This is a genomic window from Isoptericola sp. NPDC055881, assembly GCF_053615895.1.
Genome location: NZ_JBSHCR010000046.1, coordinates 1 through 26,312, shown reverse-complemented (window position 1 = coordinate 26,312; position 26,312 = coordinate 1). Strand labels below are relative to the sequence as shown.

General features: G+C 73.4%; 25 protein-coding genes. 17 read left to right on the top strand and 8 right to left on the bottom strand.

Annotated features, from left to right (window positions below; all coding sequences use genetic code 11):
- Window positions 1-73: 73 nt before the first annotated feature.
- Window positions 74-979 (top strand): LysR family transcriptional regulator, encoded by a 906-nt coding sequence (locus tag ACWGKI_RS14315; protein WP_380244481.1) that lies wholly within the window; start codon window positions 74-76, stop codon window positions 977-979.
- Between the two features lie 62 nt (window positions 980-1,041).
- Window positions 1,042-1,443, top strand: coding sequence for an FKBP-type peptidyl-prolyl cis-trans isomerase (locus ACWGKI_RS14310; protein WP_380244482.1), 402 nt, complete (start codon window positions 1,042-1,044; stop codon window positions 1,441-1,443).
- Between the two features lie 156 nt (window positions 1,444-1,599).
- Here the strand turns inward: ACWGKI_RS14310 and ACWGKI_RS14305 are convergent, their stop codons facing one another.
- Window positions 1,600-2,877, bottom strand: a complete 1,278-nt coding sequence (locus ACWGKI_RS14305; RefSeq protein WP_452187866.1) for a class I SAM-dependent methyltransferase — start codon at window positions 2,875-2,877, stop codon at window positions 1,600-1,602.
- 56 nt (window positions 2,878-2,933) lie between these two features.
- Between ACWGKI_RS14305 and ACWGKI_RS14300 the strand changes: the two genes are divergently transcribed.
- The gene (locus ACWGKI_RS14300) at window positions 2,934-3,287 is read left to right on the top strand and encodes a SelT/SelW/SelH family protein (protein ID WP_452187864.1); all 354 of its coding nucleotides are present in this window, start codon (window positions 2,934-2,936) and stop codon (window positions 3,285-3,287) included.
- Window positions 3,288-3,304: 17 nt separating this feature from the next.
- Here ACWGKI_RS14300 and ACWGKI_RS14295 read toward each other — a convergent pair whose 3' ends face one another.
- The gene (locus ACWGKI_RS14295; RefSeq protein ID WP_380244485.1) at window positions 3,305-3,712 is read right to left on the bottom strand and encodes a DUF5997 family protein; all 408 of its coding nucleotides are present in this window, start codon (window positions 3,710-3,712) and stop codon (window positions 3,305-3,307) included.
- Window positions 3,713-3,766: 54 nt separating this feature from the next.
- Here ACWGKI_RS14295 and ACWGKI_RS14290 point away from each other — a divergent pair, with 54 nt between their 5' ends.
- Both ACWGKI_RS14290 and ACWGKI_RS14285 read left to right on the top strand, forming a co-directional pair.
- A complete protein-coding gene (locus ACWGKI_RS14290; protein ID WP_452187862.1) occupies window positions 3,767-4,672 on the top strand; it encodes a LysR substrate-binding domain-containing protein in 906 nt (301 codons plus the stop codon).
- A 123-nt stretch (window positions 4,673-4,795) separates the two neighbouring features.
- Window positions 4,796-5,749, top strand: a complete 954-nt coding sequence (locus ACWGKI_RS14285) for a hypothetical protein (RefSeq protein ID WP_452187860.1) — start codon at window positions 4,796-4,798, stop codon at window positions 5,747-5,749.
- 9 nt (window positions 5,750-5,758) lie between these two features.
- On the opposite strand, the gene ACWGKI_RS14280 is transcribed toward ACWGKI_RS14285, so the two are convergent.
- Window positions 5,759-7,312 carry an ATP-dependent DNA ligase gene (locus ACWGKI_RS14280; RefSeq protein ID WP_452187858.1) on the bottom strand — a complete coding sequence of 518 codons (1,554 nt, stop codon included), beginning with the start codon at window positions 7,310-7,312 and terminating at the stop codon, window positions 5,759-5,761.
- An 81-nt stretch (window positions 7,313-7,393) separates the two neighbouring features.
- Window positions 7,394-8,260, bottom strand: coding sequence for an aldo/keto reductase (locus ACWGKI_RS14275; protein ID WP_452187856.1), 867 nt, complete (start codon window positions 8,258-8,260; stop codon window positions 7,394-7,396).
- Between the two features lie 493 nt (window positions 8,261-8,753).
- Here ACWGKI_RS14275 and ACWGKI_RS14270 point away from each other — a divergent pair, with 493 nt between their 5' ends.
- Window positions 8,754-10,694, top strand: a complete 1,941-nt coding sequence (locus tag ACWGKI_RS14270; RefSeq protein ID WP_452187855.1) for an Ig-like domain-containing protein — start codon at window positions 8,754-8,756, stop codon at window positions 10,692-10,694.
- Between the two features lie 68 nt (window positions 10,695-10,762).
- Here ACWGKI_RS14270 and msrA read toward each other — a convergent pair whose 3' ends face one another.
- Window positions 10,763-11,443 (bottom strand): peptide-methionine (S)-S-oxide reductase MsrA, encoded by a 681-nt coding sequence (gene msrA / locus ACWGKI_RS14265; protein WP_452187853.1) that lies wholly within the window; start codon window positions 11,441-11,443, stop codon window positions 10,763-10,765.
- Between the two features lie 125 nt (window positions 11,444-11,568).
- Between msrA and ACWGKI_RS14260 the strand changes: the two genes are divergently transcribed.
- The 3 genes from ACWGKI_RS14260 (at window position 11,569) to ilvA (ending at window position 14,798) form a co-directional block, all read left to right on the top strand.
- Window positions 11,569-12,183 (top strand): YdeI/OmpD-associated family protein, encoded by a 615-nt coding sequence (locus tag ACWGKI_RS14260; protein WP_452187851.1) that lies wholly within the window; start codon window positions 11,569-11,571, stop codon window positions 12,181-12,183.
- A 140-nt stretch (window positions 12,184-12,323) separates the two neighbouring features.
- Window positions 12,324-13,574, top strand: coding sequence for an AI-2E family transporter (locus ACWGKI_RS14255; RefSeq protein WP_380244162.1), 1,251 nt, complete (start codon window positions 12,324-12,326; stop codon window positions 13,572-13,574).
- Window positions 13,575-14,798, top strand: coding sequence for a threonine ammonia-lyase (gene ilvA, locus ACWGKI_RS14250; protein ID WP_452187848.1), 1,224 nt, complete (start codon window positions 13,575-13,577; stop codon window positions 14,796-14,798). It begins immediately after the preceding gene.
- A 30-nt stretch (window positions 14,799-14,828) separates the two neighbouring features.
- Here the strand turns inward: ilvA and ACWGKI_RS14245 are convergent, their stop codons facing one another.
- Complete coding sequence (locus ACWGKI_RS14245; RefSeq protein WP_452187846.1) at window positions 14,829-15,674, bottom strand: helix-turn-helix domain-containing protein; 846 nt, start codon at window positions 15,672-15,674, stop codon at window positions 14,829-14,831.
- Window positions 15,675-15,815: 141 nt separating this feature from the next.
- Between ACWGKI_RS14245 and melA the strand changes: the two genes are divergently transcribed.
- From melA to ACWGKI_RS14205, 8 genes are all read left to right on the top strand, one after another.
- Window positions 15,816-17,240 (top strand): alpha-galactosidase, encoded by a 1,425-nt coding sequence (melA, locus tag ACWGKI_RS14240; protein WP_452187844.1) that lies wholly within the window; start codon window positions 15,816-15,818, stop codon window positions 17,238-17,240.
- 93 nt (window positions 17,241-17,333) lie between these two features.
- Window positions 17,334-18,659: an ABC transporter substrate-binding protein gene (locus ACWGKI_RS14235; RefSeq protein WP_452187843.1), complete on the top strand. Its 1,326-nt coding sequence runs from the start codon at window positions 17,334-17,336 to the stop codon at window positions 18,657-18,659.
- A complete protein-coding gene (locus ACWGKI_RS14230) occupies window positions 18,643-19,611 on the top strand; it encodes a carbohydrate ABC transporter permease (protein WP_380244157.1) in 969 nt (322 codons plus the stop codon). The genes ACWGKI_RS14235 and ACWGKI_RS14230 overlap by 17 nt, the downstream gene beginning before the upstream one ends.
- On the top strand, window positions 19,608-20,513 hold the full coding sequence (locus ACWGKI_RS14225) for a carbohydrate ABC transporter permease (RefSeq protein ID WP_452187840.1): 906 nt from the start codon (window positions 19,608-19,610) through the stop codon (window positions 20,511-20,513). Before ACWGKI_RS14230 ends, ACWGKI_RS14225 begins: the two co-directional genes overlap by 4 nt.
- Window positions 20,514-20,585: 72 nt before the next feature.
- Window positions 20,586-20,747 carry a hypothetical protein gene (locus ACWGKI_RS14220; protein ID WP_380244155.1) on the top strand — a complete coding sequence of 54 codons (162 nt, stop codon included), beginning with the start codon at window positions 20,586-20,588 and terminating at the stop codon, window positions 20,745-20,747.
- Window positions 20,747-21,130: a YciI family protein gene (locus tag ACWGKI_RS14215; RefSeq protein WP_452187838.1), complete on the top strand. Its 384-nt coding sequence runs from the start codon at window positions 20,747-20,749 to the stop codon at window positions 21,128-21,130. The genes ACWGKI_RS14220 and ACWGKI_RS14215 overlap by 1 nt, the downstream gene beginning before the upstream one ends.
- On the top strand, window positions 21,130-21,474 hold the full coding sequence (locus tag ACWGKI_RS14210) for a YciI family protein (protein WP_452187837.1): 345 nt from the start codon (window positions 21,130-21,132) through the stop codon (window positions 21,472-21,474). Before ACWGKI_RS14215 ends, ACWGKI_RS14210 begins: the two co-directional genes overlap by 1 nt.
- Entirely contained in the window at window positions 21,471-22,814 is a 1,344-nt protein-coding gene (locus tag ACWGKI_RS14205; RefSeq protein ID WP_452187835.1) for an RNA polymerase sigma factor, read from the top strand. The genes ACWGKI_RS14210 and ACWGKI_RS14205 overlap by 4 nt, the downstream gene beginning before the upstream one ends.
- Before the next feature lie 75 nt (window positions 22,815-22,889).
- Here the strand turns inward: ACWGKI_RS14205 and ACWGKI_RS14200 are convergent, their stop codons facing one another.
- Window positions 22,890-25,514: an MMPL family transporter gene (locus ACWGKI_RS14200; RefSeq protein ID WP_452187833.1), complete on the bottom strand. Its 2,625-nt coding sequence runs from the start codon at window positions 25,512-25,514 to the stop codon at window positions 22,890-22,892.
- A complete protein-coding gene (locus tag ACWGKI_RS14195; RefSeq protein ID WP_452187831.1) occupies window positions 25,507-26,187 on the bottom strand; it encodes a TetR/AcrR family transcriptional regulator in 681 nt (226 codons plus the stop codon). The genes ACWGKI_RS14200 and ACWGKI_RS14195 overlap by 8 nt, the downstream gene beginning before the upstream one ends.
- Window positions 26,188-26,312 lie beyond the last annotated feature (125 nt).

The following is a 26,312-nucleotide window of genomic DNA, read 5'->3' as shown; positions in this document are numbered from 1 at the left end:
GTGCCCTGCGACGACGCATCAGCACCAGTTCTGATATCTACCGAACGCTTCAGTCTCGCTGTAGTGTCGCGACATGCTCGACGTCCACCGTCTCCGCGTCTTCCGGTCCGTGGTCGCGAGCGGCTCCGTCGCCGCCGCGGCCGGCAACCTCGGCTACACGCCTTCGGCCGTGAGCCAGCACGTCGCGGCGCTGCAGCGCGAGACCGGGCTGCAGCTGCTCGCTCGGCACGGCCGCGGCGTCCGCCCCACCGCCGCGGGCCAGGCGCTCGCCGCCCAGGCCGACGGGCTGCTCGCACGGCTGGGCGAGGTGGAGACGTTCGTCGCCGACCTGCGCTCCGGGCGGTCGGGCAGCCTGTCGATCGCCTACTTCGCGTCCGTCGGCTCGGCCTGGCTCCCGGCCGTGGTCAGCACCCTCACCGCGGGCTTCCCGGGCGTGCGCCTCGACCTGGAGCTCACCGAGGAGATCCCCGCGGACGCGTCGCGGAGGGCCGACCTCCAGCTCGCCGTCGCGCAGCCCGACTTCCGTCCTGCCGCCGGGACCACCGCGCACCACCTGCTCGACGACCCGTACGTCGCGGTCGTCCGCGAGGACCACCCGCTGGCGGGGCGTGACGAGATCGAGCTGGCCGAGCTGGTCGGCGACCGCTGGATCGACAACGACTTCGCCCGGGGCTGGTGCCGTCGCAACCTCCTCGAGGCGTGCCGTGCGGCGGGCTTCAGCCCTACGTTCGCCGTCGAGGCGCACGACTACCCGACGGCTGTCGCGTTCGTCTCCGCCGGGATCGGCATCACCGTGCTCCCCGCGCTCGGGTCCGTGCGCCCGGCGGCGGGCACGGTGGCCGTGCCCGTGACCCGCCCGGTGCCCGTGCGGTCGATCTACGCGCTCGTCCAGGACGCCGTCGCCGACACCCCGCCGGTGCGCGCGGCGCTCGCCGCGCTGCGCGACGTCGCCGGGTCGTCGTCACCGTCTGCCGCGTAGGCTGGACGGCGCACTGCCGCCCGGCCACCCGCGGCGGCCCCCGACGAAGACGAGGTACCCCTGTGACCACGCTCCCCACCGCCACCGGCGGCTTCGGCGACAAGCCCGAGATCACGTTCCCCGAGGGTGACGCCCCCGCCGGCCTGCAGGTCCAGGTGCTCGAAGAGGGCACCGGCCCGGTGGTCGACGCCGGCCGCACCATCGTCGTCAACTACCTCGGGCAGACCTGGGGCGGCGGCGTGTTCGACAACTCCTACGACCGCGGCCAGACCATCGACTTCCCGATCGGTGTCGGCGCGGTCATCGGCGGCTGGGACAAGGGCCTGGTCGGCCGCAACGTGGGCGACCGCGTGCTGCTGTCCATCCCGTCGGAGCACGGCTACGGCCAGCGCGGTGTGCCGCAGGCCGGCATCCCGGGCGGCGCGACGCTCGTCTTCGTGGTCGACGTCGTCGGCGTGCGCTGATCCGGACGGCGAGGTAGTTCGGCCCGCGACGAGGTAGTCCTGCACACGGCGAGGTAGTCCTGCACACGGCGAGGTAGTCGCCGCACGAGTGCGGCAGGACTACCTCGCCGTGCGTGGTGCTACCTCGCGGTGTCCGGGACTACCTCGCCGTGCGCGTCAGCGGCGGCGGGACCGGGTCACGGTGAACTTCGGGTTCTGCTCGATGTGCACGGTGGGCCCGACGGAGCGGGTGAGTGCCTGCCGGTAGTGCAGCGCGGTGTTGAAGACGCACCACAGCTCGCCGCCCTGGCGCAGCGCACGCCCCGCTGCGCGGAACATCCGGTGCGCCGCGTCGGTCCGGACCGCGGACCGGTCGTGGAACGGCGGGTTGAGCAGGATCAGGTCGACGCTCGCGGGCTCCAGGTCCTCGCCCGCGTCACCCCGCAGCACGACGACGCGGTCGCCGACGCCGTTGGCCTCGGCCGTCGCGCGGGTCGACGCGACGGCCGCGGCGGAGCGGTCCGTGCCGACCACCCGGGCGTCGGGGTATCGCAGCGCGAGCACGGTGGCGAGCAGCCCGGTGCCGCTGCCCAGGTCCAGCGCGTCGTGCACGCGGTCGGCGGCGGGCCACTTGCCGGCGGTCGTCAGCAGGAAGCGGGTGCCGAGGTCCAGCGCAGGGCCGGCGAACGTGCCGCCGTGCGCGACGACGGTGACGCCTGAGGGCGTCGAGCCGCCCGCAGGGGTTCCCGCGGTGAGCAGCTCGGCGTCCTGCAGGACGGCGCGCGCGGGGAAGGCCGGTGCGGCGTCGCGCGCCTCGGGGCGCACCCCGGACGCGACGAGCACCCGGGACTTCTGGCGCGCCAGGCTCGCACGGACGTCGGTGAACGACGCGCCCAGCACCTCGTTCATCGAGCGCGTCATGTGCTTGACCCGACCGCCGGCGAGGACGGTGACGTCGGGCGCGGCGACCCGGGCGATCGCCTCGGCGATCTCGGTCAGCTCGGCGAGCGACGACGGGAGCTGCATCAGCACCAGGCGCGCGCCCTCGAACAGCCCCGCCTCGAGGTGGTCGAAGCTGGTGACGTCCACCTCGGGACGGTCTCCCCGGACGGCGTCCATGAGCGGCTCACCGCGGTGGTGCTGGAGGGCGGCCTCGGCGGTGACGGCGTCCGTGGATGCGCGGACCGTCGCCGGGCCGAGCGTGAGCGCGCCGAGCGTGAGCGCACCGAACCGGTCGCCGACGACGACGACGTCGTCGGGCCCGGCGGCCGCGAGCAGCGGGGCCGCCTCGTCCAGCAGCAGCCGGTCGGTGGCGTCGACGGCGACGGGCCCGTCCGCACGGTCGCCGTCCTCCGGCCAGGGGGTCAGCGCGCCCAGCACCGCGGCGAGCCGCACGGCGGGGTCGGCGGGCAGCGTGGGATCGGGCGTGGCGTCAGGTTCGGGAGTGTGGTGCACCTGACCAGTCTCCCCGACGCAGACGGTCCTGCCCGACGGCGCCCTACCCTGGCGCCATGAGCGAAGCCAGCGAGGCGACCGGAACCGATGTGCCGGGGCCGGCGTCGACCGCGCGCGTGTCGATCACCTACTGCACCCAGTGCCGGTGGCTCATGCGGGCGGCATGGGTGGCGCAGGAGCTGTTGCAGACGTTCCGGACGCGCCTCGGCGAGGTCGCGCTGGTGCCGGGCACGGGCGGGGTGTTCCGGGTCGAGCTCGACCCCGGGGACGGCGGCGAGGTCGTCCTGCTGTGGGACCGCGCCACGGGCGGCGGGTTCCCGGAGATCCCGCCGCTCAAGAAGGCGGTCCGGGACGCCGTCGCGCCTGACCTCTCGCTCGGTCACACGGACCGGGTGCAGCCGGCGCCCTGAGCGTCACGGGGAGAGGGTCAGCGGGACCGGCGCGCCTCGCGCGCGGCCTGCTCGGCGGCCTTCTCCGCCACCCGGTCCTCCTCCTCACGGACCTTCGCGGCCGTCTCGCGCTCGGCGACGAGCCAGGCGGGCGGGTCGTCGCGCAGCTCGTCGATCTGCTCGGTGGTCAGCGGCTCGGTGACGCCGCCGCGCGCGAGGCCCGCGATGGAGATGCCGAGGCGGCCGGCGACGACGGGCCGCGGGTGCGGGCCCTGACGGCGCAGGTCGTCGAGCCACTGCGGGGGGTTCTTCTCGAGCTCTTCGAGCTCGGCGCGCGTGACGCCGTGCTCCTGGAACTCGGGCGGGGTGGCGGGCAGGTACACCCCGAGCTTCTTCGCCGCGTTCATCGGCTTGAGGACCTGCTGGGAGAAGGGGGTTCCGGCCATGGGCCCCAGCGTAGTCGCGACGGCCCGTGCGCGGCGCCCACGTAGCCTGGTCACGTGACCGAGCAGGCGGACGACCAGGTGGACGACCCGGCGGGCGAGGGCCCTGACAGCACCCCCGAGGTGCCGGACGACGCGCCGGTCTTCCGGCTCGGCTACGTACCGGGCGCGACCCCGGGACGCTGGGCGGGCACCTGGCGCGACCGGCTCCCCGACGTGCGGCTGGAGCTCGTGCAGGTCGAGGCGGCCGACGCGGCTGCCGCGCTGGTCGACCGGCGCGTGGACGCCGCGGTCCTGCGCCTGCCGGTGGACGGTGACGTGCTGCACGCCATCCCGCTCTACACGGAGGTGCCGGTCGTCGTCGTGTCGCGCGACCACCTGATCGCCGCGACCACCGAGGACGAGGTCGTGACGGCGGACGACCTCGCGGACGACGTCGTGTGGCTGCCGATGGACGACGTGCTGTTCGCGGACGGCGGGCCGGTCCCGGGGCGCGCGCCAACGTCCGCGGACCCGGGGTCCACCGAGGACCTGCGCCCCGCGACCACGGCCGAGGCGATCCAGTGGGTGGCGACAGGCGTGGGCGTCGCCGTCGTCCCGATGTCCCTCGCGCGGCTGCACCACCGCAAGGACGTCACGTCCCGGGTGCTCGACGGCGGCCCGGGTGCGCCGGTGGGCCTGGCCTGGCTGGTGGAGGGGCTCTCCGACGAGGAGCGCGAGCTGGTCGAGGAGATGATCGGGATCGTGCGCGGCCGCACCGTGAACAGCTCGCGGGGCAGGGCAGGGCGCGACCGGGGCGAGGCGGCGGAGCCCTCGCGGGGTGCCGCGGACGCGGGGCGGACGGGCCGGGCAGCGGGGCGGCGCGAGGGCGGCCGCGGGGGCAAGCAGCCCCCTGCGCGACGCCCGCGCGGCGGCGGGAAGCCCGGGCAGGGGAGGGGTCGAGGAGGGCGCGGAAGGCGCTGAACCGCACCAATGGGCAGGTTGGGGTGAATCTCCAGAAATTTCACCCTTCCACGGATGAATCGGACTCGCTAGCATTCCGGCGTCCGTCGCTGCGGTCGATCCCGCCTGCCCAGAGGAATACTCGTGCGCACTCCTGCCGTCCTCGGAGCCTCCGTGCTCCTGCTCGCCTCTCTCGCCGTGGCCGCTCCCGCCTCGGCAACGCCCTCGGGCCAGTGGCAGGGGGTCGACGACACCCGCAACGGCGCGCACTGGGACGGCGGCTCGGCGGCGGCCGGCGACACGACGTTCGGCTGGGCCGCGGACACGCGGTCCTGGGACGGCGACACCTGCCCCGACATGGACGTCGCCAAGACGAACACGACCGGCGACCCGCTCACCGTCGACCTGGTCGCGCCCGAGGGCAAGCTCATCTCGGCGTACTGCATCAAGTCGGGCTCGGCGAAGCAGGGGGAGGGCCCCAAGATCGTCGTCCTCGACGAGCCTGTCGCCACGCTGACGATCGCCTACCCGACCGGGGGCAAGTGCAAGGCGATCAGCCACTACGCGGTCGCCTACGTGGACGCGCCGAAGCCCCCGGTGACGCCGGGTACGCCCGAGACGCCCGGCACGCCCGAGACGCCGGGCACGCCCGAGCAGCCCGGTACGCCGGAGCAGCCGGGCACGCCGGAGCAGCCGGGGACGCCCGAGCAGCCGGGCACGCCGGAGCAGCCCGGGACGCCGGAGCAGCCCGGGACGCCCGAGCAGCCGGGCACGCCGGAGACGCCGAGCACGCCGGAGCAGCCGGAGCAGCCGACCCCGTCGCCGTCCTCGACCCCCCTGGCGACGGCCCCCGCGGACGACGAGACCCCCGGCATGGGTGGCGCGGACTACGCGGACGACACGCCGCCGACGGACGAGACCGTCGCGGACACCAGCGGCGGCACCCTGGGCCGGGTGCAGGAGCAGGCTGCGGTGGAGGCGCCCGAGTCGCTGCCCGTCACCGGGGCGCAGGTCCTCGGGATCGCGATGGCGGCCGTCGCGCTGCTGGGCGCCGGCGCGGGCGCGCTGCTCTGGGTCCGCCAGCGCCGCGCGAGCTGACGACCGGGGTCAGCTCCCCGAGGTGAAGGCCGCCGCCAGGGCGCGCACGGTGTCCACCGTGTCCGCCTCGGCGGCGGTCTTGTCGTCGCGGTAGCGGACGACTCGCGCGAACCGCAGCGCCATGCCGCCGGGGTAGCGGGTGGAGCGCTGCACGCCGTCGAAGGCGATCTCCACCACCTGCTCGGGGCGCACCTGCACGATGTACGACGAGCCGTCCGTGGGCGACGTCGCGAGCTCGGTGAAGCGCTCGGTCTGCCATGCGAGCGTCGCGTCGGTCATGCCCTTGAAGGTCTTCCCGAGCATGACGAACCCCCCGGTGTCGGGGTCGCGCGCGCCGAGATGGATGTTCGACAGCCAGCCCTGCCGGCGCCCGGAGCCCCACTCGACGGCCAGGACGACGAGGTCGAGCGTGTGCCGCGGCTTGACCTTGACCCAGCCGGCACCGCGTCGACCGGCGGCGTAGGGGGCGGCGAGGTCCTTGAGGACGAGACCCTCCTGTCCCGCGGCGACGGTGTCGGCGAAGAACTGCTCGACCTCGGCGACGTCGGCGGACACGAGGCGAGGCACCACCACCTCAGGGGGCAGCACCCGGTCGAGCACGGCGAGACGTTCGGACGCAGGCGCGTCGATGAGGTCGGTGCCGTCGTGGTGCAGGACGTCGAAGAACCGCACCGTCAGGGGCACGGTGGCGCTGCCCGCCTCGGCGTCGTGGCTGCCCGTGCGCGCCGCCGTCTCCTGGAAGGGACGCGGCCGGCCGGCGTCGTCGAGCGCGAGCGCCTCGCCGTCGAGCACCACCGCGCGCACGTCCAGGGAGCGCGCGACCGCGACGACCTCCGGCAGGCGCTCCGTGACGTCGTCGAGGGACCGCGTGAACACGACGACGTCGTCCCCGCGGCGGTGCACCTGCACACGGATGCCGTCGAGCTTGGTGTCGGCGGCGACCGCCGCGCCGTCGAACCGTTCCAGCGCGGCGGCGACGTCGGGGGCCGACGCGGCGAGCATCGGCCGCACCGGGCGCCCCGGCTCGAGCCGGAACGCCTCCAGTGCCGCGGCGCCACCGTCGAGGGCGGCTCGGGCGATCGGGCCGGTGAGGGCGCTGAACATCGCGGCGCGGCGCACCACCGGCAGCGGCACGTCTGCTGCGGCGGCGATCGCGTCGAGCAGCAGGGAGTCCAGCGCACCCTGCCGGAGCTCCCCGAGCACGAGGCGTCGCACGAAGTCCTGCTCGTCCGCGGTCGCACGGCCGAACAGCTCGTCGACCGCGCCACGCCGCGCGGCCTGCGACCCGGCGCCCGTGAGGCGCTCGAGCCGGTCGAGGGCGGCGTCGACGTCCGCCGGGCTCAGCGTCGGCCCGTCGGCGGGCGGCGGCAAGGTGCCGAGGGTGCGCCAGCCGAGCCCGGTGCGGCGCTGCCGCGGGCGACCGGACAGGAACGCGGCGGCGACCTCCACCTCGTCGCCCGGTGCTGCGGCGCGCAGCGCGTCCGCGAGCAGCTCGCGCTTGCGCAGGCGCGAGCGCGTCGCGGCGACGGCGGCATGTGTGGCGACCAGCTCGGCGAGCAGCACCCGACGATCGTCGCACCCACCTCCGACGCTGTCGCGCCTGCCCTGGCCGTCGTCCGGCCCACCGCCGGACGTGGTCGAGGCTCAGAGCTCCTCGTAGACCGCCGGGTCCTGGTCGTTGGTCCGGCCGTCGGGCCGGCCGAGGCCGGCGATGCGGGCCATCTCCTCTTCGGTGAGCGCGAACGAGAACAGGTCGAGGTTGTCGGCCTGTCGTTCCGGGCTGGACGCCTTGGGGATCGGCACGACGCCGAGCTGCACGTGCCAGCGCAGGATCGCGCGAGCCGGCGAGACGTCGTGGGCGGCGGCCACCTCGGCGACCACCGGGTCGGCGAGCAGCGCGCTGGCGCGGCCGATCGGGCTCCACGCCTCGGTGACGATGCCGCGCTCGGCGTCCGCGGCCCGCTGCTCGGCCTGCGGGAAGTAGGGGTGCAGCTCCACCTGGTTCACGACCGGCGTGACCCCGGTGGCCTCGATCACGGCGTCGAGGTGCTCGGGCAGGAAGTTGGAGACGCCGACGTGCCGGATCAGCCCGCGCTCGCGGCAGTCGACGAGCGCCTGGTACGCCTCGACGTACCGGCCGAGCCGCGGGTTGGGCCAGTGGATGAGGTACAGGTCGAGGTGGTCGAGACCGCTGCGGTACACGGACTCCTCGACCGTGGCGACGGCGTCGGCGTAGGCCTGCCGGCGGCCGGGCAGCTTCGAGGTGACCAGCAGCTCGTCGCGCGGCACGGACGCGGCGCGGACGGCGCGGCCGACGGCGCCCTCGTTCTCGTAGCTGAACGCGGAGTCGACCAGGCGATAGCCGGCGTCGATCGCACGAGCGATCGTGTCGGCGCCGTCGGCACCCCTGAGCTTGTAGGTGCCGAAGCCGACGGCGGGGATCGGTGTGCCGTCCCCGGCGGTGCGGTGCGGGACGTCGTCGGGCAGGGGGCGCGTGTCGCTGTCGGTCATGGCCTCATTCCACACCCGCGACCAGTGCGCACGCTGAGTCGCTCGGCACCGAGCGCGGTGCATGGAGCGTGGAGGCGGACTGCCGCGCCATTTCATTCAGGGGCCTCTATTTCTTTCAGAAACGGTCGCGAATTGCGAATTTGTATCGATGCGGCGTCGATGTCGTCGGGCTTTGGACGTCGCCCGTCGCGCCAAGGGGTCGGACATGGGTCGACGCATGCGCGGAGCCGATCTCGAAAGGGGCCCTTCATGCCGACCCGGGGCAGGTGGAGGCGCGTTGACGTGCAAAGATCCTGGCGCGTGCTCGCATGACAGGAGGTCCGACCGCGCAGTGACGACCGACACCTCCGAAAGTGCGTGCGAATTCTGCAATCCGGCCACACGGCCCCGATTCGGCTGAGAGCGTGGTGCTGCGATCCGTTAGCCGGTGTTCCAGAGAAGGTGGTGCGCTCGGCCGGCTCGCGTGTCGATGACCTCAAGCTGAAGGACCGAGATGACGCACAGCAACCACACCTCCATCCCACCGACGACGTCGGCGTCCTCGCTCACGAGGGGGAAGCGGCCCGGGCGCACCCTGCCGTTGGTCGTGGCCACCCTGGCCACGGGTGCGCTGGCCCTCTCGGGCGGCGCTGCTCTGTCCGCTGCTGCCGCTCCCGCCACCACGGGGAACGGCGCGGGTGCGGTGGTCCAGGCGCAGTCGGGGGAGCAGGTGACGGACTACGGGATTTACCACCTCGCGGTGGCTTCGGACGAGGGCGACGGGTTCACGGGGCCGGGATCGACCGGGGAGTTCACGTACAGCACGTACCCGAACGCGACGTCGGACACCCCGATCGTGCTGCAGCACGGTCAGGTGCTCACGCGCACGCTGACGATGCCGGTCGGTCTGGAGCTGGACGGCCCGTTCGCGGGCGCCGACCAGTGCCCCACCGAGGGGAACCTGTTCGGCGAGGACGAGCTCGAGGGCGGCCTGGGGACCGCGTCGTGCACCGTCAAGGACAACGGGGACGGCACCCACACCTACACCGTCACCCAGACCTACGGCGAGCATGTGAACGAGTGGACGCTGTCCACGGCACTGAACGGGTCCTCCCGCCTGAAGCAGACCGGTGAGATCCCCGAGGGTTCGGTCCTCACGCTGGAGCAGTCGATCACCGACGACTACACCGCGACCGAGGGTGCGCAGCGTGCCCAGACCGGGCCGATCCCGCTCGCCTCGCCGGACGACACCGACACCCAGGGCACCACCGACACCGAGGGTGACGTGAACGCGGACGGTGCGGACACGGGTGCGGACACGCAGGGTGACGTGACCGCTGACGGTGCGGACACGGGTGCGGACACGCAGGGTGACGTGACCGCTGACGGTGCGGACACGGGTGCGGACACGCAGGGTGACGTGACCGCGGACGGTGCGGACACGGGTGCGGACACGCAGGGTGACGTGACCGCGGACGGTGCGGACACTGGTGCGGACACGCAGGGCGACGTGGACGCCGACGCTGCCGACAGCGGCGCGGACACGGACTCGAACGCGGCAGACAGCACCGCAGACACGCAGGGTGATGTGACCGCGGACGGTGCTGACACGGGTGCGGACACGCAGGGTGACATGACCGCGGACGGTGCGGACACTGGTGCGGACACGCAGGGCGACGTGGACGCCGACGCTGCTGACAGCGGCTCGGACACGGACTCGAACGCGGCAGACAGCACCTCGGACAACCACGGTGACGTGGACGCGAATGCTGCGGACACGGGTTCGGATGCGGGGGCGTCGGGCACGGCGTCGTCGGGTGGTTCGGCCTCGGCGTCGGGTACCGCGAGCGGCACGGCGTCGGCGCAGGGCGCTGCGGACGGTGTGTCGGACGTGATGGTGGAGATCACCTCGCCGCGTGACGGGCAGACGGGGATCTCGAACCGTCCGACGATCACCGGTGTCGGCACCCCGGGTGTCTCGATCAGCCTGAACGGCCGGTCTGTGGCTACCGCCGGTGGTGCGGGCACGGGTGGTGGCGTGGCGATGCTGGTGGCCGCGGACGGCACCCTGGTGGCCGGCACGACCAACGTCGACGCGGACGGGAACTGGACGTTCCGTCCCGCGACCGCCCTGGCGGACGGCCTGTACACGCTGACCGCGATCGCGACCAACGCCGCGGGCGACAAGGCGTCCGACACGGTCACCTTCACCGTGGGCGAGGCGACCACCGGCACCGGTGGCGGTACGTCCGCGACCGACGGCGACAGCGCGGACCAGGTGCCCGGCCCGCAGTACCCGGACTCCACCGACTCCACGGACCCCTCGGAGCTGGCGCGGACCGGTGCGCAGGGCATCACCGGGCTGCTGGCCGCGGCCGGCGCGCTGATGGCAGCCGGTGGGGCACTGGTGTGGCGCCGCCGCCGCACCGCCGAGGCCGGCCCCGCGGCGGAGTGACACCCGCCCCCTGAGAAAGACGAACGGGCGCCGGGACGAGACCTCGTCCCGGCGCCCGTTCGGGCTCGCTAGGCGGCGTCCGGGTACGGGACGCCCGTCGTGGCGTGGCAGCGGTACCCGTGCGGGTTCTTCGCGTCGGACAGGTACTCCTGGTGGTAGTCCTCGGCGTAGTAGAACGGTCCGGCCTCGACGGCGGGACGCAGCTCGGTGGTGATCGGGTCGTAGCCCTTGGCGGCGAGGACCTCGGCATACTTCTCCGCGGTCTCGCGCACCGCCTGCTCCTGCTCAGGCGTGGTCCAGTAGACGGCGGACCGGTACTGCGTACCCACGTCGTTGCCCTGACGGAAGCCCTGCGTCGGGTCGTGCCGCTCCCAGAAGATCTTGAGCAGCTCGGTCTCGGAGACCTTCGTCGGGTCGTAGGCCACCAGGGTGGTCTCGGTGTGCCCCGTGCGCGCCGTGCACACCTCCTCGTACGTCGGGTTCGGCGTCGTGCCGCCCATGTACCCGACGGCGGTGCTCACCACACCCGGCACCTGCCAGAAGATCTCCTCGGCTCCCCAGAAACAGCCCATCGCCAGGTACAGCACGCGCGTCCCCTCAGGCCACGGGCCGACGATCGACGTGCCGAGCACCGTGTGCGGGCGGGCGGCGGGCAGGACGGGCGACTCGCGCCCGGGGAGCGCGGCCTCCGGCGCCACCATCGTGGTCTTGCCGGAGCGGCCGAGCAGCTGGTCGAAGATCGAGTTCATCGCGTTTACCTCCTTGATCGGGACGTAGCCGTCCCGGTAGGCGCAACGACGCCGGGGGCACCGGTGTTCCCCACGCGCCCACGTGCCCTCGTGACGCCCGGTCGACGGGGCGCTACCGTCCCGGCATGGCCGAAACTCGCAGGGACGACCCGGAGCAGCTCGTGCTGCCCGACCCCGCGGCATGGCGGGCGTGGCTCGACGAGCACGAGGACTCCTGCCCCGACGGCGCGTGGCTGGTGCTCGCGAAGAAGGGACGCCCGGCACCCACGACGCTCACCCACGCGTCAGCGCTCGACGAGGCACTGTGCAGCGGCTGGATCGACGCGCAGATGCGCAGCCTGGGCGCCGACACGATGCTGCAGCGGTTCTGCCCCCGCAGGGCACGCAGCCGGTGGTCGGTGCGCAACCAGGAGATCGTCGCCCGTCTCACCGACGAAGGTCGGATGCGGCCCCGCGGGCAGGCGGAGATCGACGCCGCCAAGGCAGACGGGCGCTGGGACGACGCCTATCACGGCCCCGCACGGGCGGAGGTGCCGACCGACCTCGCCGCGGCGCTCGCGGCCAGCCCGGCGGCGTCGGCCCAGTTCGACGTCCTGACCTCGCAGAACAGGTTCGCGATCCTGCACCGTCTCGGCACCCTCAAGACGCCCCAGGCGCGAGAGCGCAACGTCGCGAAGTACGTCGCGATGCTCGAGCGTGGCGAGACGCCCTACCCGCAGAAGCGCCGTCCGCCGTCCTGAGAACCCGGCCACCGGGTGCCGAACAGGCGGTTGCGCACGTTCTGAGCGTCCATGGGGGTGCACAACCACCTGTTCGGCACCCTCGGCGTGCCGGGCGTGGCCCTCGCGCGCCGCCATCCTGCGCGGCCTAAAGTCTCTTCGTGAGCTCGGAACGCACCTCTCCCTCCGGCGCGGACGCCGTCCCGCTGAGCATCCGCGCCGCGGCCTCCTGGTCGTGGCGGATCCTGCTGATCGCGGCAGCCGTCGCAGCCCTGCTGTGGCTGCTGGCCGCGCTGAAGACGATCGTCGTCCCCGTCGCGATCGCGCTGCTCCTGACGATCCTGCTCGCGCCCGTGCGCCGCACCCTCGAGCGGTGGCACGTGAGCCGCGGACTCGCGACGGCGCTGTCGATCATCGGGCTCATCGTGCTGGTCGGCGCGCTCGTCACGCTGGCAGGAACCTCGATCGTCGGCGGCTTCCAGGACCTCGCCGACCAGGCCGTCGCCGGCTTCAAGCAGTTCACGACGTGGCTCGCCGAAGGTCCGCTCCAGCTCGACGCGAAGCAGCTCTCCGACTACGGGCAACAGCTCCAGGGCTCGCTCGTCGAGAGCTCAGGGCTGGTCTCCGGCGCGCTCGGCGCCGCGACCACCGTGGGCCACGTCCTCGTGGGGGCGCTCATCGCCCTCTTCTGCACGATCTTCTTTTTGCTCGACGGCCGCACCATCTGGACCTGGCTGGTCAACCTGCTGCCGATGCGGGCACGGGAGCAGGTGCACCAGGCCGGGCGGCGCGGGCTGGTCACCCTGTCCGCGTACGTGCGGACCCAGATCCTGGTGGCCTTCGTCGACGCCGTGGGCATCGGCGTGGGGTCGGCGTTCTTCGTCCCGGCCCTCGCGCTCCCGATCGGCATCCTGGTCTTCGTCGGCTCGTTCGTGCCGATCATCGGTGCGATCGTCACCGGGGCCATCGCCACCGCCGTCGTCCTGGTGGCGAACGGCTGGGTCGCCGCCCTCATCATGCTCGGCATCGTGCTGCTGGTGCAGCAGGCGGAGAGCCACATCCTGCAGCCGTTCCTCATGGGGCACGCGGTGTCGCTGCACCCCGTGGCCGTGGTCCTCGTCGTCGCCGCCGGCAGCTTCGCCGCGGGCATCGTCGGGGCCCTGTTCGCCGTGCCTCTCGCGGCCGTGCTCAACACGATCCTGCTGTACCTGAACGGGCACGACAAGTTCCCCGAGCTCGGCACCGAGGACCACGTGCCGCTGCTGCGCCGACGCCCCCAGCTGCCCGGTACCCTGCTCTGGTCGGGACGGACGTCGTCGCAGGAGACGACGGGCACGACGGGCGCCTCGGACAGCACCACGACCGACGCCCCTGCCTCGCCCGACGTGGGCCCGGCAGGAGAGAACAGGTAAGTGGCACAGCACCCCCCGATCGACCGCGTCACCCTCGACGACGTCCGCGCCGCCGCACAGCTGCTCGACGGCGTCATCACCCGCACCCCGGTGCAGGCGTTCCGCGCCATGAGCGAGGCCGCGGGCGCGCCCGTCGTCCTCAAGTGCGAGAACCTGCAGCGCGCCGGCTCGTTCAAGATCCGCGGCGCGTACACGCGCCTGAGCCGGATGTCGGACGAGGAGAAGGCGTGCGGCGTCGTCGCGGCCAGCGCGGGCAACCACGCGCAGGGCGTGGCGCTCGCCGCCCAGATGCTCGGCATCCACGCGATCGTCTACATGCCCGTGGACGCCTCCGTGCCCAAGCTCGCGGCCACGCGGGGCTACGGGGCCGAGGTGCGCCAGGTCGGCGACAGCGTGGACGAGGCGTTGGTGGCGGCGCGCGCGGAGGCGGCCCGGTCCGGCCGCACGCTGATCCACCCGTTCGACCACCTGGACGTCGTGACGGGCCAGGGCACCGTGGCCCTCGAGATCCTGGAGCAGGTGCCCGACGTCGGCACCGTCGTCGTCCCGTTGGGCGGCGGCGGTCTCGTGGCCGGCATCGCCACCGTGCTCGCGGAGGCGGCACCGCACGTCAAGGTGGTCGGCGTCCAGGCCGAGACGGCCGCCGCCTACCCGGCGTCGCTCGCCGCGGGGCACCCCCTCGCGGGACGGCTGGGGGCGACGATGGCCGACGGCATCGCGATCGGCCTGCCCGGTGACGTCCCGTTCGAGGTGCTGCAGCGCCTGGGCGTGGAGGTGCGCACCGTGTCCGAGGAGGAGATGTCGCGCGCCCTGCTGCTCGTCGCCGAGCGGGGCAAGCAGATCGTGGAGCCGTCCGGCGCCGCGGGTGTGGCCGCCGTCCTGGCGGCCGAGCCCGGCTCCCTGCCCGGCACGATCGTGCCCGTGCTCACCGGCGGCAACATCGACCCGCTGCTCCTGCTGCGGGTGGTGCAGCACGGTCTCGTCGCCGCCGGCCGCTACCTGCAGCTGCGGGTGTGCATCGACGACCGGCCCGGGTCCCTGGCGGGGCTCCTGGACGTCATCGCGGCCGCCGGCGCGAGCATCGTCCAGGTGGAGCACACGCGCACCGACACGTCGCTCACCGTCGCGCAGGTCCTCGTCAACGTCCAGCTGGAGACCAAGGGCCACGAGCACTGCACGGCCGTCGTCGACCGGCTGCGGTCCGCCGGCTTCGACGTCGCCTGAACCCGGCCCTGGCCCCGGCCCCGGTCGCCGTCACCTCAGCGCGCGGCGATAGCTCCCGGGGGAGACCCCGCACACCTGGTGGAACGTGGCGTAGAAGCTGCTCTGCGAGGTGAAGCCTGACGCGTGCGCGACCTCGGTCGTCGTGGCGTCGGACGTGATGAGCAGCCGCTGCGCCTCGGCCACCCGGCACCGGGCGATGTACGTGCCGAGGGTGGTGCCGACCACCCGCTTGAACAGCGTCATCGCGTGGCTCGGGCTCAGGTGCACGGCGCGGGCCACGTCCGACGGCGAGATGGGGGAGCGGTAGTGCTCCGCGACGAACCGCGCCATCTCGGTCGCCCTCGCCGGGGCGCCGGTCGCGGCGGACCGGAGCAGGGGGTCCGCGTCCGTGTCGGCGGGGGCGTCGACGGCGAGTGCCCGGCGCACGAACGCCTGCAGCTCCAGCAGGACGACGAGGGGTTCGCCGCCCGCCCGGACGTCGCGGTGCCAGGAGGCGAACATGTCGGAGACGTCCCGGGCGAGGGCAGGCACGGGCACGACGACGGGGCGCGCGCCGAGCAGCGTCGCCAGCTGCTCGGCGGGCAGCGACCAGCCCAGCACCTCCGTGAGCGGGACGTGCACCCAGGAGACCGCCGTGGCGACCGTGTCCGGCGCCACGAGCTGGTGCGGTGTGCCACCCCAGAAGATCGCCACATGGTCGGACCCGACGTGCAGCGTGGACCCGCCGAAGAGGTACTCGAGCCGGCCGCTGTGGACGAGGTTGAGCTCCAGGTCGTCGTGCCGGTGCGGGTACGGCATCACCGGGGGAGCGCCGTGGCGCACCCAGAGCGCAGCCTCCTGCTCCTCGACCCCGTCGGCCGCCACTGTCCCGGGCACGGCGACAGCCTAGGTGCGCGCCGGAGAGCCTGGCGAGCCCGGCCTGCTGGCCCTCCGGCAGCGGACCGGACCGCAGGATCCTGGAATCCTGCACGACCGATCCGGAGGTCTCACCGCCGTCGTCAGCCCTAGCGTGGCGGGATGACTCATACTCCGAAGATCACCATCATCGGTGCTGGCGGCTTCGTCTTCCCGTTCCGCCTCATCGGTGACCTCCTCAGCTTCCCCGCCCTGCAGGACGCCACGCTCTGCCTCATGGACCTCGACGCCGGCCGCCTCGACCGGGTGGCGAGCGCCGCGCGAGAGCTCGTGGAGCACCACGGCCTGCCGACCGACGTCCGGCAGACCACCGACCGCCGCGAGGCCCTCGACGGCGCCGACTTCGTCGTCATCACCTTCCAGGTCGGCGGCGTGGAGTCCTACCGGCACGACGTCGAGATCCCGCGCCGCTACGGCGTCGACCAGACGGTGGGCGACACCGTCGGCCCGGGCGGCGTGTTCCGCTTCCTGCGCTCCGTGCGCGCCTACCAGGACATCGCCGCCGACGCCCTCGAGGTCTGCCCCGACGCGCAGTTCATCAACTACGCCAACCCCATGGCGATGGCGACCGCCTACCTCAACGCCCTCGGCCTGCGCACCGTCGGCCTGTGCCACAGCGTGCAGGGCACCACGCGCATGCTCGCCCGCACGCTCGGCGTCCCCTACGACGAGGTCTCCTACCGCTGCGCCGGCATCAACCACCAGGCGTGGGTGCTCGACTTCCGGCGCGGCACCGAGGACCTCTACCCCCGCCTGCGGGAGGTCATGGCCGAGCGCCACCGCCGCGGCCGCGCCGCCGCCGACCTGCTCGACGACGACGGCGACCACTCCGAGGAGGCGCTCGCGGCGAGCACCTACGAGGGCGGCAACGAGCAGGTGCGCACCACGCTGATGAACCACTTCGGCTGGTTCGAGACGGAGTCCAGCCACCACGCGTCCGAGTACGTGCCGTGGTTCCGCAAGGACCCCGCCACGACGCTGGAGTACATCCCGGAGCGCTGGGACTACTACGAGATCTGCTCGGCGCACGACGAGCAGGGCGACGTCGACGAGCAGCTCGCGAAGCTCAAGGCCGACCTCAGCCCGTCCGTCGAGTACGGGGCGTCGATCGTCAACGCCGTGGTCACCGGCGTGCCGGCCGTGGTGTACGGCAACGTGCCCAACGACGGCCGGGTCATCACCAACCTGCCCGACGACGCGTGCGTCGAGGTCGCCTGCCTCGTGGACGCGAACGGCGTGCAGCCGACGTCGTTCGGGGAGCTGCCGCCCCAGCTCGCCGCGATCAACCGGACGAACGTCAACGTCCAGACGCTCGCCGTCCGCGCGGCCCTGACCGGCGACGTCGAGCACGTGCACCACGCCGTCGCGATGGACCCCCTGACGGCCGCGCACTGCACGCTCGAGCAGATCCGGTCGATGACCGACGAGCTGCTCGAGGCCCACGCCGCGCTGCTCCCGGCGGCGCTGCGCCCGGCGGCACCACGCCCCGCCGCCACGGACGACCGGGAGCCCGCCCTGGCGCGCTGACGGCTCATGGTGCCCCGGGCGACGACGCCCGGGGCACCACCCCGCGGGCCGCGCGCAGCGCTCCCCGACGACCCTCGACGAAGAGGAGACGACATGCCGAGACCCACGGTCTCGCCCAGGCGCCCGATCGCGCACCCGGCCGCGCGTCGGCTGTCCCGCCGCAGCTTCCTGGCGGTGGCCGGGATCAGCGTGGCCGGCGCGCTCGCGGCCTGCTCCGGCGCCCCGACCGGGACGAAGCACCTGCGCCTGTCCTCGTGGAACATCCCGCTGGACCTGGAGTCCTACCAGGCGCTCGCCGACGAGTTCGTCGCTTCCCACCCGGGCACCAGCGTCGCCGTGGAGGTCACGACGGGCCAGTTCCACCAGTGGTTCATCACGCGCCTCGCGGCCGACCTCGCGCCCGACATCATCCGCATCACGCCCCAGCAGATCGGCCGCTACGCCGCGAACGGCAGCCTCGTCGACCTCACGGGCACCGTCCCGCCGGAGTATGAGGACGACTACTCGAAGCCGTTCTGGGCGATCGGCGCCAAGGCGGACGGCCTGTTCGGCGTCTTCCAGCACACCGACAACTTCATCACCTACTACGACAAGCAGGTGATCGAGCAGATCGGCGTGGAGGTTCCCCAGACCCTCGACGAGGCGTGGCACTGGGACCTGTTCCTCGAGATCGCCCGCGAGGCCCAGCGCGTCACCGGCCGGTACGGCTTCGGCTACGGGTGGAGCGGCCCCGAGACGGCGTACCGGTGGATGCCCGTCGTCTACCAGAACGGCGGGGCCTTCCTCGGCGAGGACGGCGAGACGCCGAGCATGGACACCGACGCGGCCGTCGGCGCCCTGGAGTTCGGACGACGGTGGTACGCCGACGGGCTGGTGTCCCGCGCCAACATGAGCAAGTCCGGCGGCGGCGCCGTGGGCCGCGACCTCTTCGCCACCGGTCAGACCGGCCTCCTGCTCGACAACCCCGAGGCGATCGCGGCGCTCGACGAGGCTCGCCCCGGCGAGTGGGGTACCACGTTCATGATCCGCAACGGCGGCGAGGCGTCCGACCTGGGCGGCAACGCCCTCGCCGTCACGAGGTCGAGCAAGAACCCCGAGCTCGCGGCCGAGCTCGTCGCCTTCCTCACGACACGCACCAACGTGGCGGAGTTCTGCCGCCGCGGCAACTGGCTCCCCGCGAGGTCGTCGCTCGACGCGGCCGACATCGGCTACGAGCGGCACGAGGCCACCATGCAGCAGTTCATCGACCAGGCCACGACCATCCCGCTGTCGATGGTCCGGGCCCAGTCCGGGCCGTACTTCAGCTCGCTCAACTCGGTCTTCGCGGACTATCTCGACCTGTGCTTCCTCGGCGAGCTCAGCCCCGCCGAGTGCGGCGCCCAGATGACGGAGGCGATGCGCAGTGTCACCACACGGTGAGACCCTCACGGCCCCGGCCGCCCCGGCGGCCCGCACCTCGGCCGGCGTCGCGCGCACGGCGCCACCCCCGGACGGACCCCGCGCGCGCCGTCGCGGACGCTGGGCGCCCTACCTGTTCGTCGGCCCCGCCGGGCTGCTCTTCCTCGCGTTCTCGCTGGTCCCGATCGTCATCGCGGTCGCGCTGTCGTTCCAGGACACCGCCACCCTCGGTGACGGGCAGTGGGTGGGCACCGACAACTACGCGACCATGCTGTCCGACCCGCTGCTGCGCACGGCACTGCTGAACACCCTGGCCTTCACCGTCGGTACCGTGCCCACAGCGATGGCCGTAGGGCTGGCGCTCGCGGTGGCGCTCAACCGTCCCCTGCCCGGCCGTGGCGTCCTGCGCGCCCTGTTCTTCGTGCCGATGGTCGCAGCGGGCGTCGTCGTCGGCGTGATCATGTCCTGGATCTTCAACCCGGACTACGGCGTGGCGAACAACGCGCTGCGGGCGGTGGGGCTCGACGGGCTGCCCTGGCTGACCTCGCCGCGCACGGCGATGGCGACCTTGATCCTCGTCGTCGTGTGGACGCGCATCGGGTTCTGCATGGTCATCTACCTCGGTGCCCTGCAGTCCGTCCCGTCGGAGCTGCGCGAGGCGGCGGCGATCGACGGCGCGAGCCGCTGGCAGCGGTTCCGTCGCCTCACCGTGCCGATGCTCGCGCCGACGACGTCAATCCTGCTCATCCTCAACGTGGTGTTCTCGCTGCAAGCCTTCGACGTCATCTACGTGATGACCGGCGGCGGCCCGGGGTTCTCCACGACCGTCCTGATCCAGTACGTGTTCCGCTCGGCCTTCGCCGACGCCCGCATGGGGTACGCGGCGGCTCTCGGCCTCCTGCTCGTGCTGATCCTGCTCGTCTTCACGCTGCTGCGGCAGCGGGCCACGAAGAAAGCCGAGGAGCTCCTGTGACCGCTGCCCCTGTGCGCCCCGCGCCGCCGGTCCCCGCGCGGCGAGTCCCCGAGCGGCACCCGCGATCGCACCGGGAGCGTCGCTCCCGGCGGCGCGGCTGGCTGCTGACCGCCGGACTCACGGCCGTCGCGATCGTCATCGTCTTCCCGCTGTACTGGATGGTGGTCTCGGCCCTCACCCCCGGCGGTCAGTCGCAGAGCAGCGAGTTCTACCTCTGGCCCTCGGCGCCGACGACGGCGAACTTCACCGAGGTGTTCGCGACGCAGCCGGTGTGGCGATGGCTGGGCAACTCGTTCCTCGTCGCGTCCGTCGGCACCGCGCTGTCGGTGTGCGTCTCGCTCGGTGCCGGCTACGCGCTCGCGAAGTTCCGCTTCCGGGGGCGTGGGCTGCTGTACGCGCTCTTTCTCGTGACGATCATGATCCCCATCCAGGTCACCCTGGTGCCCGCGTTCCTCGTCGTGGCGCGGCTCGGCCTCGTCGACTCGCCGTGGGCGGTGATCCTGCCGACCCTCTTCGACGTCGTCGGCATCTTCATCGCGCGCCAGTTCATGCTGGGAGTGCCGGACGCGCTCATCGAGGCGGCACGGCTCGACGGCGCGGGGGAGCTGCGCACCTTCTTCCGGGTGGTGCTGCCCTCCTGCGGGCCGCTCGTCGGCGTGCTCGTCATCCTCGGCTTCATGAACCGGTGGAACGACTTCCTCTGGCCGCTCGTCGTGCTGCAGGGCAACGAGAGCCTCACCGTGCCCGTGGGACTGTCGACCCTGACGAGCAACCCGGCCTTCAGCTCGCCGTGGGGGGCGGTCATGGCCGTCGCCACCGTGGCGGTCGTGCCGCTGCTGGTCGTCTTCCTCGTCTTCCAGCGCACCTTCGTGCAGGGCATCGCGAGCACCGGCATCAAATAGGTGTCTGTCGGGCCGTCTCCCGTTCGTCGTCCCTATGACACGGCCGTCCGGGCCGTGCGACGAGGAGGGACCATGCGATTCCTGGACACGATCCTCAGGGCAGATCCTGAGGCGCGGCGATTCCGGTCCACGGCACGGCGCCGGGGGCGTACCGTCGGCGACGGCCTGAGCACCGTCGACGTGGCGTTCTACGGACCGATGGTGTTCTTCAGCGGCTACGACGAGGAGGCCTGATGCGGTATCTCATGCTGGTGCTGTCCACCCCCGCGGACCCGGAGCTGCGGGCCGAGGACGCCGAGGGAGCACCGCCCATCGAGGGATGGGTCGAGAAGTACTACGGCAGCGGCACCGCCGTCCTGGGGGACCGGCTGCGGCCGCCCGGGGACGCCGTCGGTGTCCGGGTGCGGGGTGGGCGCACGCTCGTCACGGACGGCCCGTTCTCCGAGACGAAGGAGGCGATCGGCGGCTTCGACGTCATCGACGCCCCCGACCTCGACACGGCGATCACCATCGCGTCGGAGCACCCCATGGCCCACGGCGGCGCCATCGAGCTGCGCCCCTTCTGGCCGCTGGACCTCGAGGACGCGGGCGCTGCCGCGGCCGACGGGGGTGCGTGATGCGGTACCTGATGCTGGTGGTGGAGCCCGACGTGCCCGACCGTGAGCCCACCCCCGACATCGTCGAGTGGGTGCGCCGGCACGACGCCGACGGGTCCCGCGTGCTCGGGGAGCGGCTGCGGCCGGCGGCCGACGTGCGCCGCGTGCAGGTGCGCGACGGGCGCACCCTGGTGACCGACGGGCCCTTCACCGAGTCGAAGGAGGTCATCGGCGGGTTCGACCTCATCGAGGCGCCCGACCTCGAGGCCGCGCTCGCGATCGCCGCCGGGCACCCCGGGGCGTTCGGCGGCGGCACGGTGGAGGTGCACCCCTACTGGCCCACGGACGGGGCCGACCCGTCGTGACGACACCGGCCGCCGCCGTCGAGGACGCGTTCCGCAGCGAGTGGGGACGCGTCCTCGGCGCGGTGGCCCGCGCCACCGGCGACCTCGACCTCGCGGAGGAGTCCGCGCAGGAGGCGTTCGCGGCGGCGCTGCGCACGTGGCCGCGCGACGGGGTGCCCGACACCCCTGGGGCGTGGCTCACGACGACGGCGCGCCGGCACGCGATCGACGTGCTGCGCCGCCGCCGGGTCGAGACGGAGCGGACCGCGGCCGCCGCGCGGCTGGACGAGCGCCGGGGTGCCGCCGTCGACCCGGCGTCCGGCAGCGCACCCGGGACGCCCGCGGACGCCGTCCACGACGAGGTCGTGCGCGGTCTGGACGACGACGGCTGGACACCCGACGACCCGGACGGCGACCTGCTGCGGTTGCTGTTCACGTGCTGCCACCCGGCGCTGCCGCTGGACGGGCGCGTGGCGCTCACGCTGCGCGCGCTGACCGGGATGACGACGGCGCAGGTCGCCCGCGCCTTCCTCGTGCCCGAGGCGACGATGTCGCAGCGGCTGGTGCGGGCGAAGCGCCGCATCCGGGCCACGGGCATCACCTTCCGGGTGCCGCCTCCCGGGCTGCTGGCGGAGCGCACGTCGTCCGTGCTCGCGGTGCTGTACGTGCTGTTCACGGAGGGCTACGACGCCTGGGCGGAGCCCGCGGGCGACGTCGAGGGCTGCGCCGAGCGCCGGGCGCTCGCCGGCGACGCGGTCCGGCTGGCGCGGCTCGCCGTGCGTCTCCTGCCGGACGAGCCCGAGGCCTGCGGACTCCTCGCCCTGCTGCTCCTGCAGCACGCGCGACGCGACGCCCGCACCGGTGCGGACGGCGTCGCCCGCACGCTCGCGGAGCAGGACCGCTCCCGCTGGCACCGCGACGAGATCGCCGACGGGCTGGCCGTGCTCGACGAGGCCCTCGCCGCCCGCCGGCCCGGGCCGTACCAGGTGCAGGCCGCGATCGCGGCGCTGCACTGCCGGGCCGCGACGGCGCGCGAGACCGACTGGGCCGAGATCCTCGCCCTCTACGACGTGCTGCTGGAGATGGCCCCCACGCCCGTCGTGGCGCTCAACCGGGTGGTGGCGCTGGCGGAGGTGCACGGTCCGGACGCCGGGCTGGCCGCGGTCGCCGAGCTCGCCCTCGCGCCCGAGCTCGAGGGCTACCACCTGCTGCCTGCGCTGCACGCCGACCTGCTCGTGCGGGCCGGACGTCCCGCCGAGGCGGCGGTGGAGCTGTGCCGGGCGCTGGACCAGGTCGACCGGGAGGGCGACCGTCGTCTGCTGCGCACACGCCTCGCCGCCCTGGGCGGCGCCGCGCCCTGACCCCGCCGCCGCGTTGTGAGCGGACGATCGGCCCGTCTCTGCGCGAGAACTGGGCCAATCGCCCGCTCACAACGCTCAGGCGTGCGTGGCGTCCTCGTGCGGGTGCCGGCGCTCCAGGGCCGAGCCCTCGACGTCGACGTTCGGCACGACGCGGTCCAGCCACCGCGGCAGCCACCACGCGGCGTCGCCGAGCAGGTGCATGAGTGCCGGCACCACCAGCATCCGGACCACGAACGCGTCGACGAGCACACCGAAGGCGAGGGCGAACCCGATCGGCCGGATCATCGCCGACTCGGAGAAGACGAACCCGCCGAAGACGGAGATCATGATGATCGCCGCGGCCGTCACGACCGACCGCCCGGCCCGGAAGCCCTGGACGACGGCGACCCGCGCGGGCGCGCCGTGCGCGTACGCCTCCCGCATGCCGGAGCCGAGGAACAGCATGTAGTCCATCGCCAGCCCGAACAGCACGCCGACGAGGATGGTCGGCAGGAAGTTCAGGATCGGCCCCGGGTTCTCCACCCCGAAGACGCCGGACAGCCAGCCCCACTGGTAGATCGCCACCACGCCGCCGAGCGCGGCGAAGTAGGACAGCACGAAGCCGAGCGTCGCGATCACGGGCACCAGCAGCGAGCGGAACACCACGACGAGGATGATCAGCGACAGCCCGATGACGACGCCCAGGTACAGGGGCAGCGCGTCGGAGAGCTTCGTGGAGATGTCGATGTTGCCGCTCGCGGCCCCGGCGACACCCAGCTCCACGTCGCCGACGTCCACCGAGCCTCCCGGCGTCGCCACCGACCCCACGTGCAGGGGGGACAGGTCGCGCAGCGCGTGCACCAGCTGCTCGGTGGACTCGCTGGTGGGGCCCTCGGCAGGGATCACCTGGAACGCGACGACCGTCCCGTCCTCGGACGTGGCGGCGGGGGCGACCGCCACCACGTCGCCCTGGGCCGCGAGCTCCTCGCCGACGGCGAGCTGGACGCTGACCTCGTCCTCGTCCGTCACCGGCTGGTCGAGGTTTGCCACGACCAGCAGCGGGCCATTGGTCCCCGGCCCGAACTCGTCGGCGACCGTCTGGTACGCCTGGTACTGGGTGGACTCGTGGGCCTCGGACGACCCGTCGGGCAGGTTGATCCGCAGGTCGGCGGCCGGGATCGCCACGACGCCGAGCACCGCCACGCCGAGCACGACCCGCCCGACGGCGACCAGGGTGTTCATCGGCTTCAAGGGTGCGGGGGCGGGCTGCGGTGCGGCGTCGTGCGGTGCGGCGTCCTGCGGCGCACGCACCAGCCGTCCGCGCTCCTTGCGGCTCAGGATCCGCATCCCGATGGCCGACAGCAGGGCCGGGGTGAGGGTGACGGCCACCAGCACGGCGACGGCGACGCTCACGGCGCCGACGGTGCCCATGAGGCCCAGGAACGGGATGCCGGTGACGTTGAGGGCGAGCAGGGCGATGACGACGGTCGTGCCCGCGAACACGACGGCGTTGCCCGACGTCCCGTTGGCCAGGGCGACCGACTCCTGGACGTCGTAGCCGTCCTTGAGCTGGTGGCGGTGCCGGTTGACGATGAACAGCGCGTAGTCGATGCCGACGGCGAGGCCGAGCATGAGGCCGAGCACGGGCGTCACGGACGACATCTGCACGACGCCGGAGAAGGCGAGCGCACCCAGCGCGGCGATGCCCACCCCGACGAGCGCGGTCAGCAGCGGCAGGCCGGCGCCGATGAGCGTGCCGAGCATGACGACCAGGACGATGCCGGCCACGACCAGGCCGATGACCTCGCCCGGCCCGACGAGGGCGGGGGTCTCCATCGCGATGTCCGACCCGAGGTCGACCTGCACGCCCTCCACGTCGGCGATGCCGTCGGTGACCGTGTCGATGACGGCGTCCTTGGTCTCCTGCGTGATGTCGTACTGGTCCTCGGTGAAGATCACCGTGGCGACGGCGGTGCTGCCGTCGTCGGAGACCACGCGGATGCCCGACGACAGGTCGAGGAGGTCCTTGCCCTGCTGGAGGCGGGTCGTCTGGGTGTCGAGCTTCTTCGCGCCGTCCTCGAGCTCCTGCGACTTCGCGTCGAGCGTCTTCTGCTGCTCGTCCAGCTGCGCGAAGCCGTCGTCGAGCTGCTCCTGCTGGGCGTCGAGCTGCGGCGCCGCGGCCTGGGCCTGCCCGGCGGCCTCGGCCTGCTGGCGCGCGTCGTCGAGCTGCGCCTGGCCGTCCTCGAGCTGGGCGCGCGCGTCGTCGAGCTGCTGCTGGCCGGCGTCGAGCTGGTCGCGCCCGTCCGTGAGCTGCTCGCGGCCGTCGGAGATCTTCTGCTCGCCGGCGGCCAGGGTGTCAGCCTGCTTCGCCCGCTCCTGCTCGCTGGCGAACGGGTCGACCACCGTCTCCACGCCGTCGACGTCCTCGACGTCGGACAGGACTCCCGCCAGGGCCTTCTCCTGCTCGGCGGTGAACGCCGAGCCGTCCTCGGTGCTGAGCACGACGGTGCCGGTGCCGCCCGCGGCGTCGGGCAGGTCCTCGGCGAGCTGGTCGGTCACCTTCTGCGTCGGCGTCCCGGGGATCGAGAAGCTGTCGGAGAGCGTGCCGCCGCCGACGGCGTAGCCGACCCCGGCGAGCACGAGCACGGCGACCCAGAGGGCGACGACCGCCCGGACGTGCCTGGACGCGGTGCGTCCGAGGCGGTACAGGAACTCAGCCATGGTGTCCTTCCGGGACGTGCGAGGAGGCGCCCGGGCTCCGGCCCAGGCGGTCGAGCAGGGTGGACCAGAGGGCCAGGGACTCGTCGTCCACGGCCGCCCCGGTCCGGGCGAACCAGTGCCGGTGCAGGACGACGAGGCCGCTCATCGTGCGGGCGACGACGAGCTCCACGTCGAGGGGGTCGACGCCGGGATGGCGCCGGAGGAGGGCGGCGCCGATGTCCTCGCTGACGTCCGCGAGGGAGCGCAGCAGGAGCATCGCCTGCTGGGCGGGGACGTCCGCCGGTCCCGCCGTCGCGCTGCCCAGCCCCAGACCGCGGGTCAGCGCCGCGACCGGGCCCACCAGGTCGGCACGGCGCAGCGCCGCGTGGAGGTCGGCGGCGACGGCGTCGGTCGCGTGCCCCGGTCCGGGCGGCGCGGGCGGCGGGGCGTCGACCAGGGCGTCGTGGACGGCGCCGAACACGTCGGCCCCGACGGCGGCGACGACGTCCTGGAGGCTCTCGAAGTGGTTGAACACGGTGCGCCGGGACACGCCCGCGCGCTCGGCGAGGGTGTCGACGGAGAAGTCGGTGCCCGAGGTCTCGTCCATCAGGGCGGACGCGGCGGCGACGATGGCCTGCCGGGTCTGCGCCTTCAGCGCGGCGCGCTTGCCGGCAGGCGGGACGGGGGTGGGCACCGGGCGACTCTAGGCAGTTCGCTGCACTGAGTGCAACGAACGCCATGGTGTCCTCCGTCACGGTCCGACCGACCGACCGGCCGACCGACCGACCGACCGCTGTGGGTACGGAAACGGCGAGAACT

Excerpts from the sequence above, each read along its gene's own strand:
- ACWGKI_RS14315 (WP_380244481.1), top strand. The coding sequence starts at position 74 with ATGCTCGACGTCCACCGTCTCCGCGTCTTCCGGTCCGTGGTCGCGAGC.
- ACWGKI_RS14300 (WP_452187864.1), top strand. The coding sequence starts at position 2,934 with ATGAGCGAAGCCAGCGAGGCGACCGGAACCGATGTGCCGGGGCCGGCG.
- ACWGKI_RS14295 (WP_380244485.1), bottom strand. The coding sequence starts at position 3,712 with ATGGCCGGAACCCCCTTCTCCCAGCAGGTCCTCAAGCCGATGAACGCG.
- ACWGKI_RS14275 (WP_452187856.1), bottom strand. The coding sequence starts at position 8,260 with ATGACCGACAGCGACACGCGCCCCCTGCCCGACGACGTCCCGCACCGC.
- ACWGKI_RS14270 (WP_452187855.1), top strand. The coding sequence starts at position 8,754 with ATGACGCACAGCAACCACACCTCCATCCCACCGACGACGTCGGCGTCC.
- msrA (WP_452187853.1), bottom strand. The coding sequence starts at position 11,443 with ATGAACTCGATCTTCGACCAGCTGCTCGGCCGCTCCGGCAAGACCACG.
- ACWGKI_RS14260 (WP_452187851.1), top strand. The coding sequence starts at position 11,569 with ATGGCCGAAACTCGCAGGGACGACCCGGAGCAGCTCGTGCTGCCCGAC.
- melA (WP_452187844.1), top strand. The coding sequence starts at position 15,816 with ATGACTCATACTCCGAAGATCACCATCATCGGTGCTGGCGGCTTCGTC.
- ACWGKI_RS14235 (WP_452187843.1), top strand. The coding sequence starts at position 17,334 with ATGCCGAGACCCACGGTCTCGCCCAGGCGCCCGATCGCGCACCCGGCC.
- ACWGKI_RS14220 (WP_380244155.1), top strand. The coding sequence starts at position 20,586 with ATGCGATTCCTGGACACGATCCTCAGGGCAGATCCTGAGGCGCGGCGA.
- ACWGKI_RS14215 (WP_452187838.1), top strand. The coding sequence starts at position 20,747 with ATGCGGTATCTCATGCTGGTGCTGTCCACCCCCGCGGACCCGGAGCTG.
- ACWGKI_RS14210 (WP_452187837.1), top strand. The coding sequence starts at position 21,130 with ATGCGGTACCTGATGCTGGTGGTGGAGCCCGACGTGCCCGACCGTGAG.
- ACWGKI_RS14200 (WP_452187833.1), bottom strand. The coding sequence starts at position 25,514 with ATGGCTGAGTTCCTGTACCGCCTCGGACGCACCGCGTCCAGGCACGTC.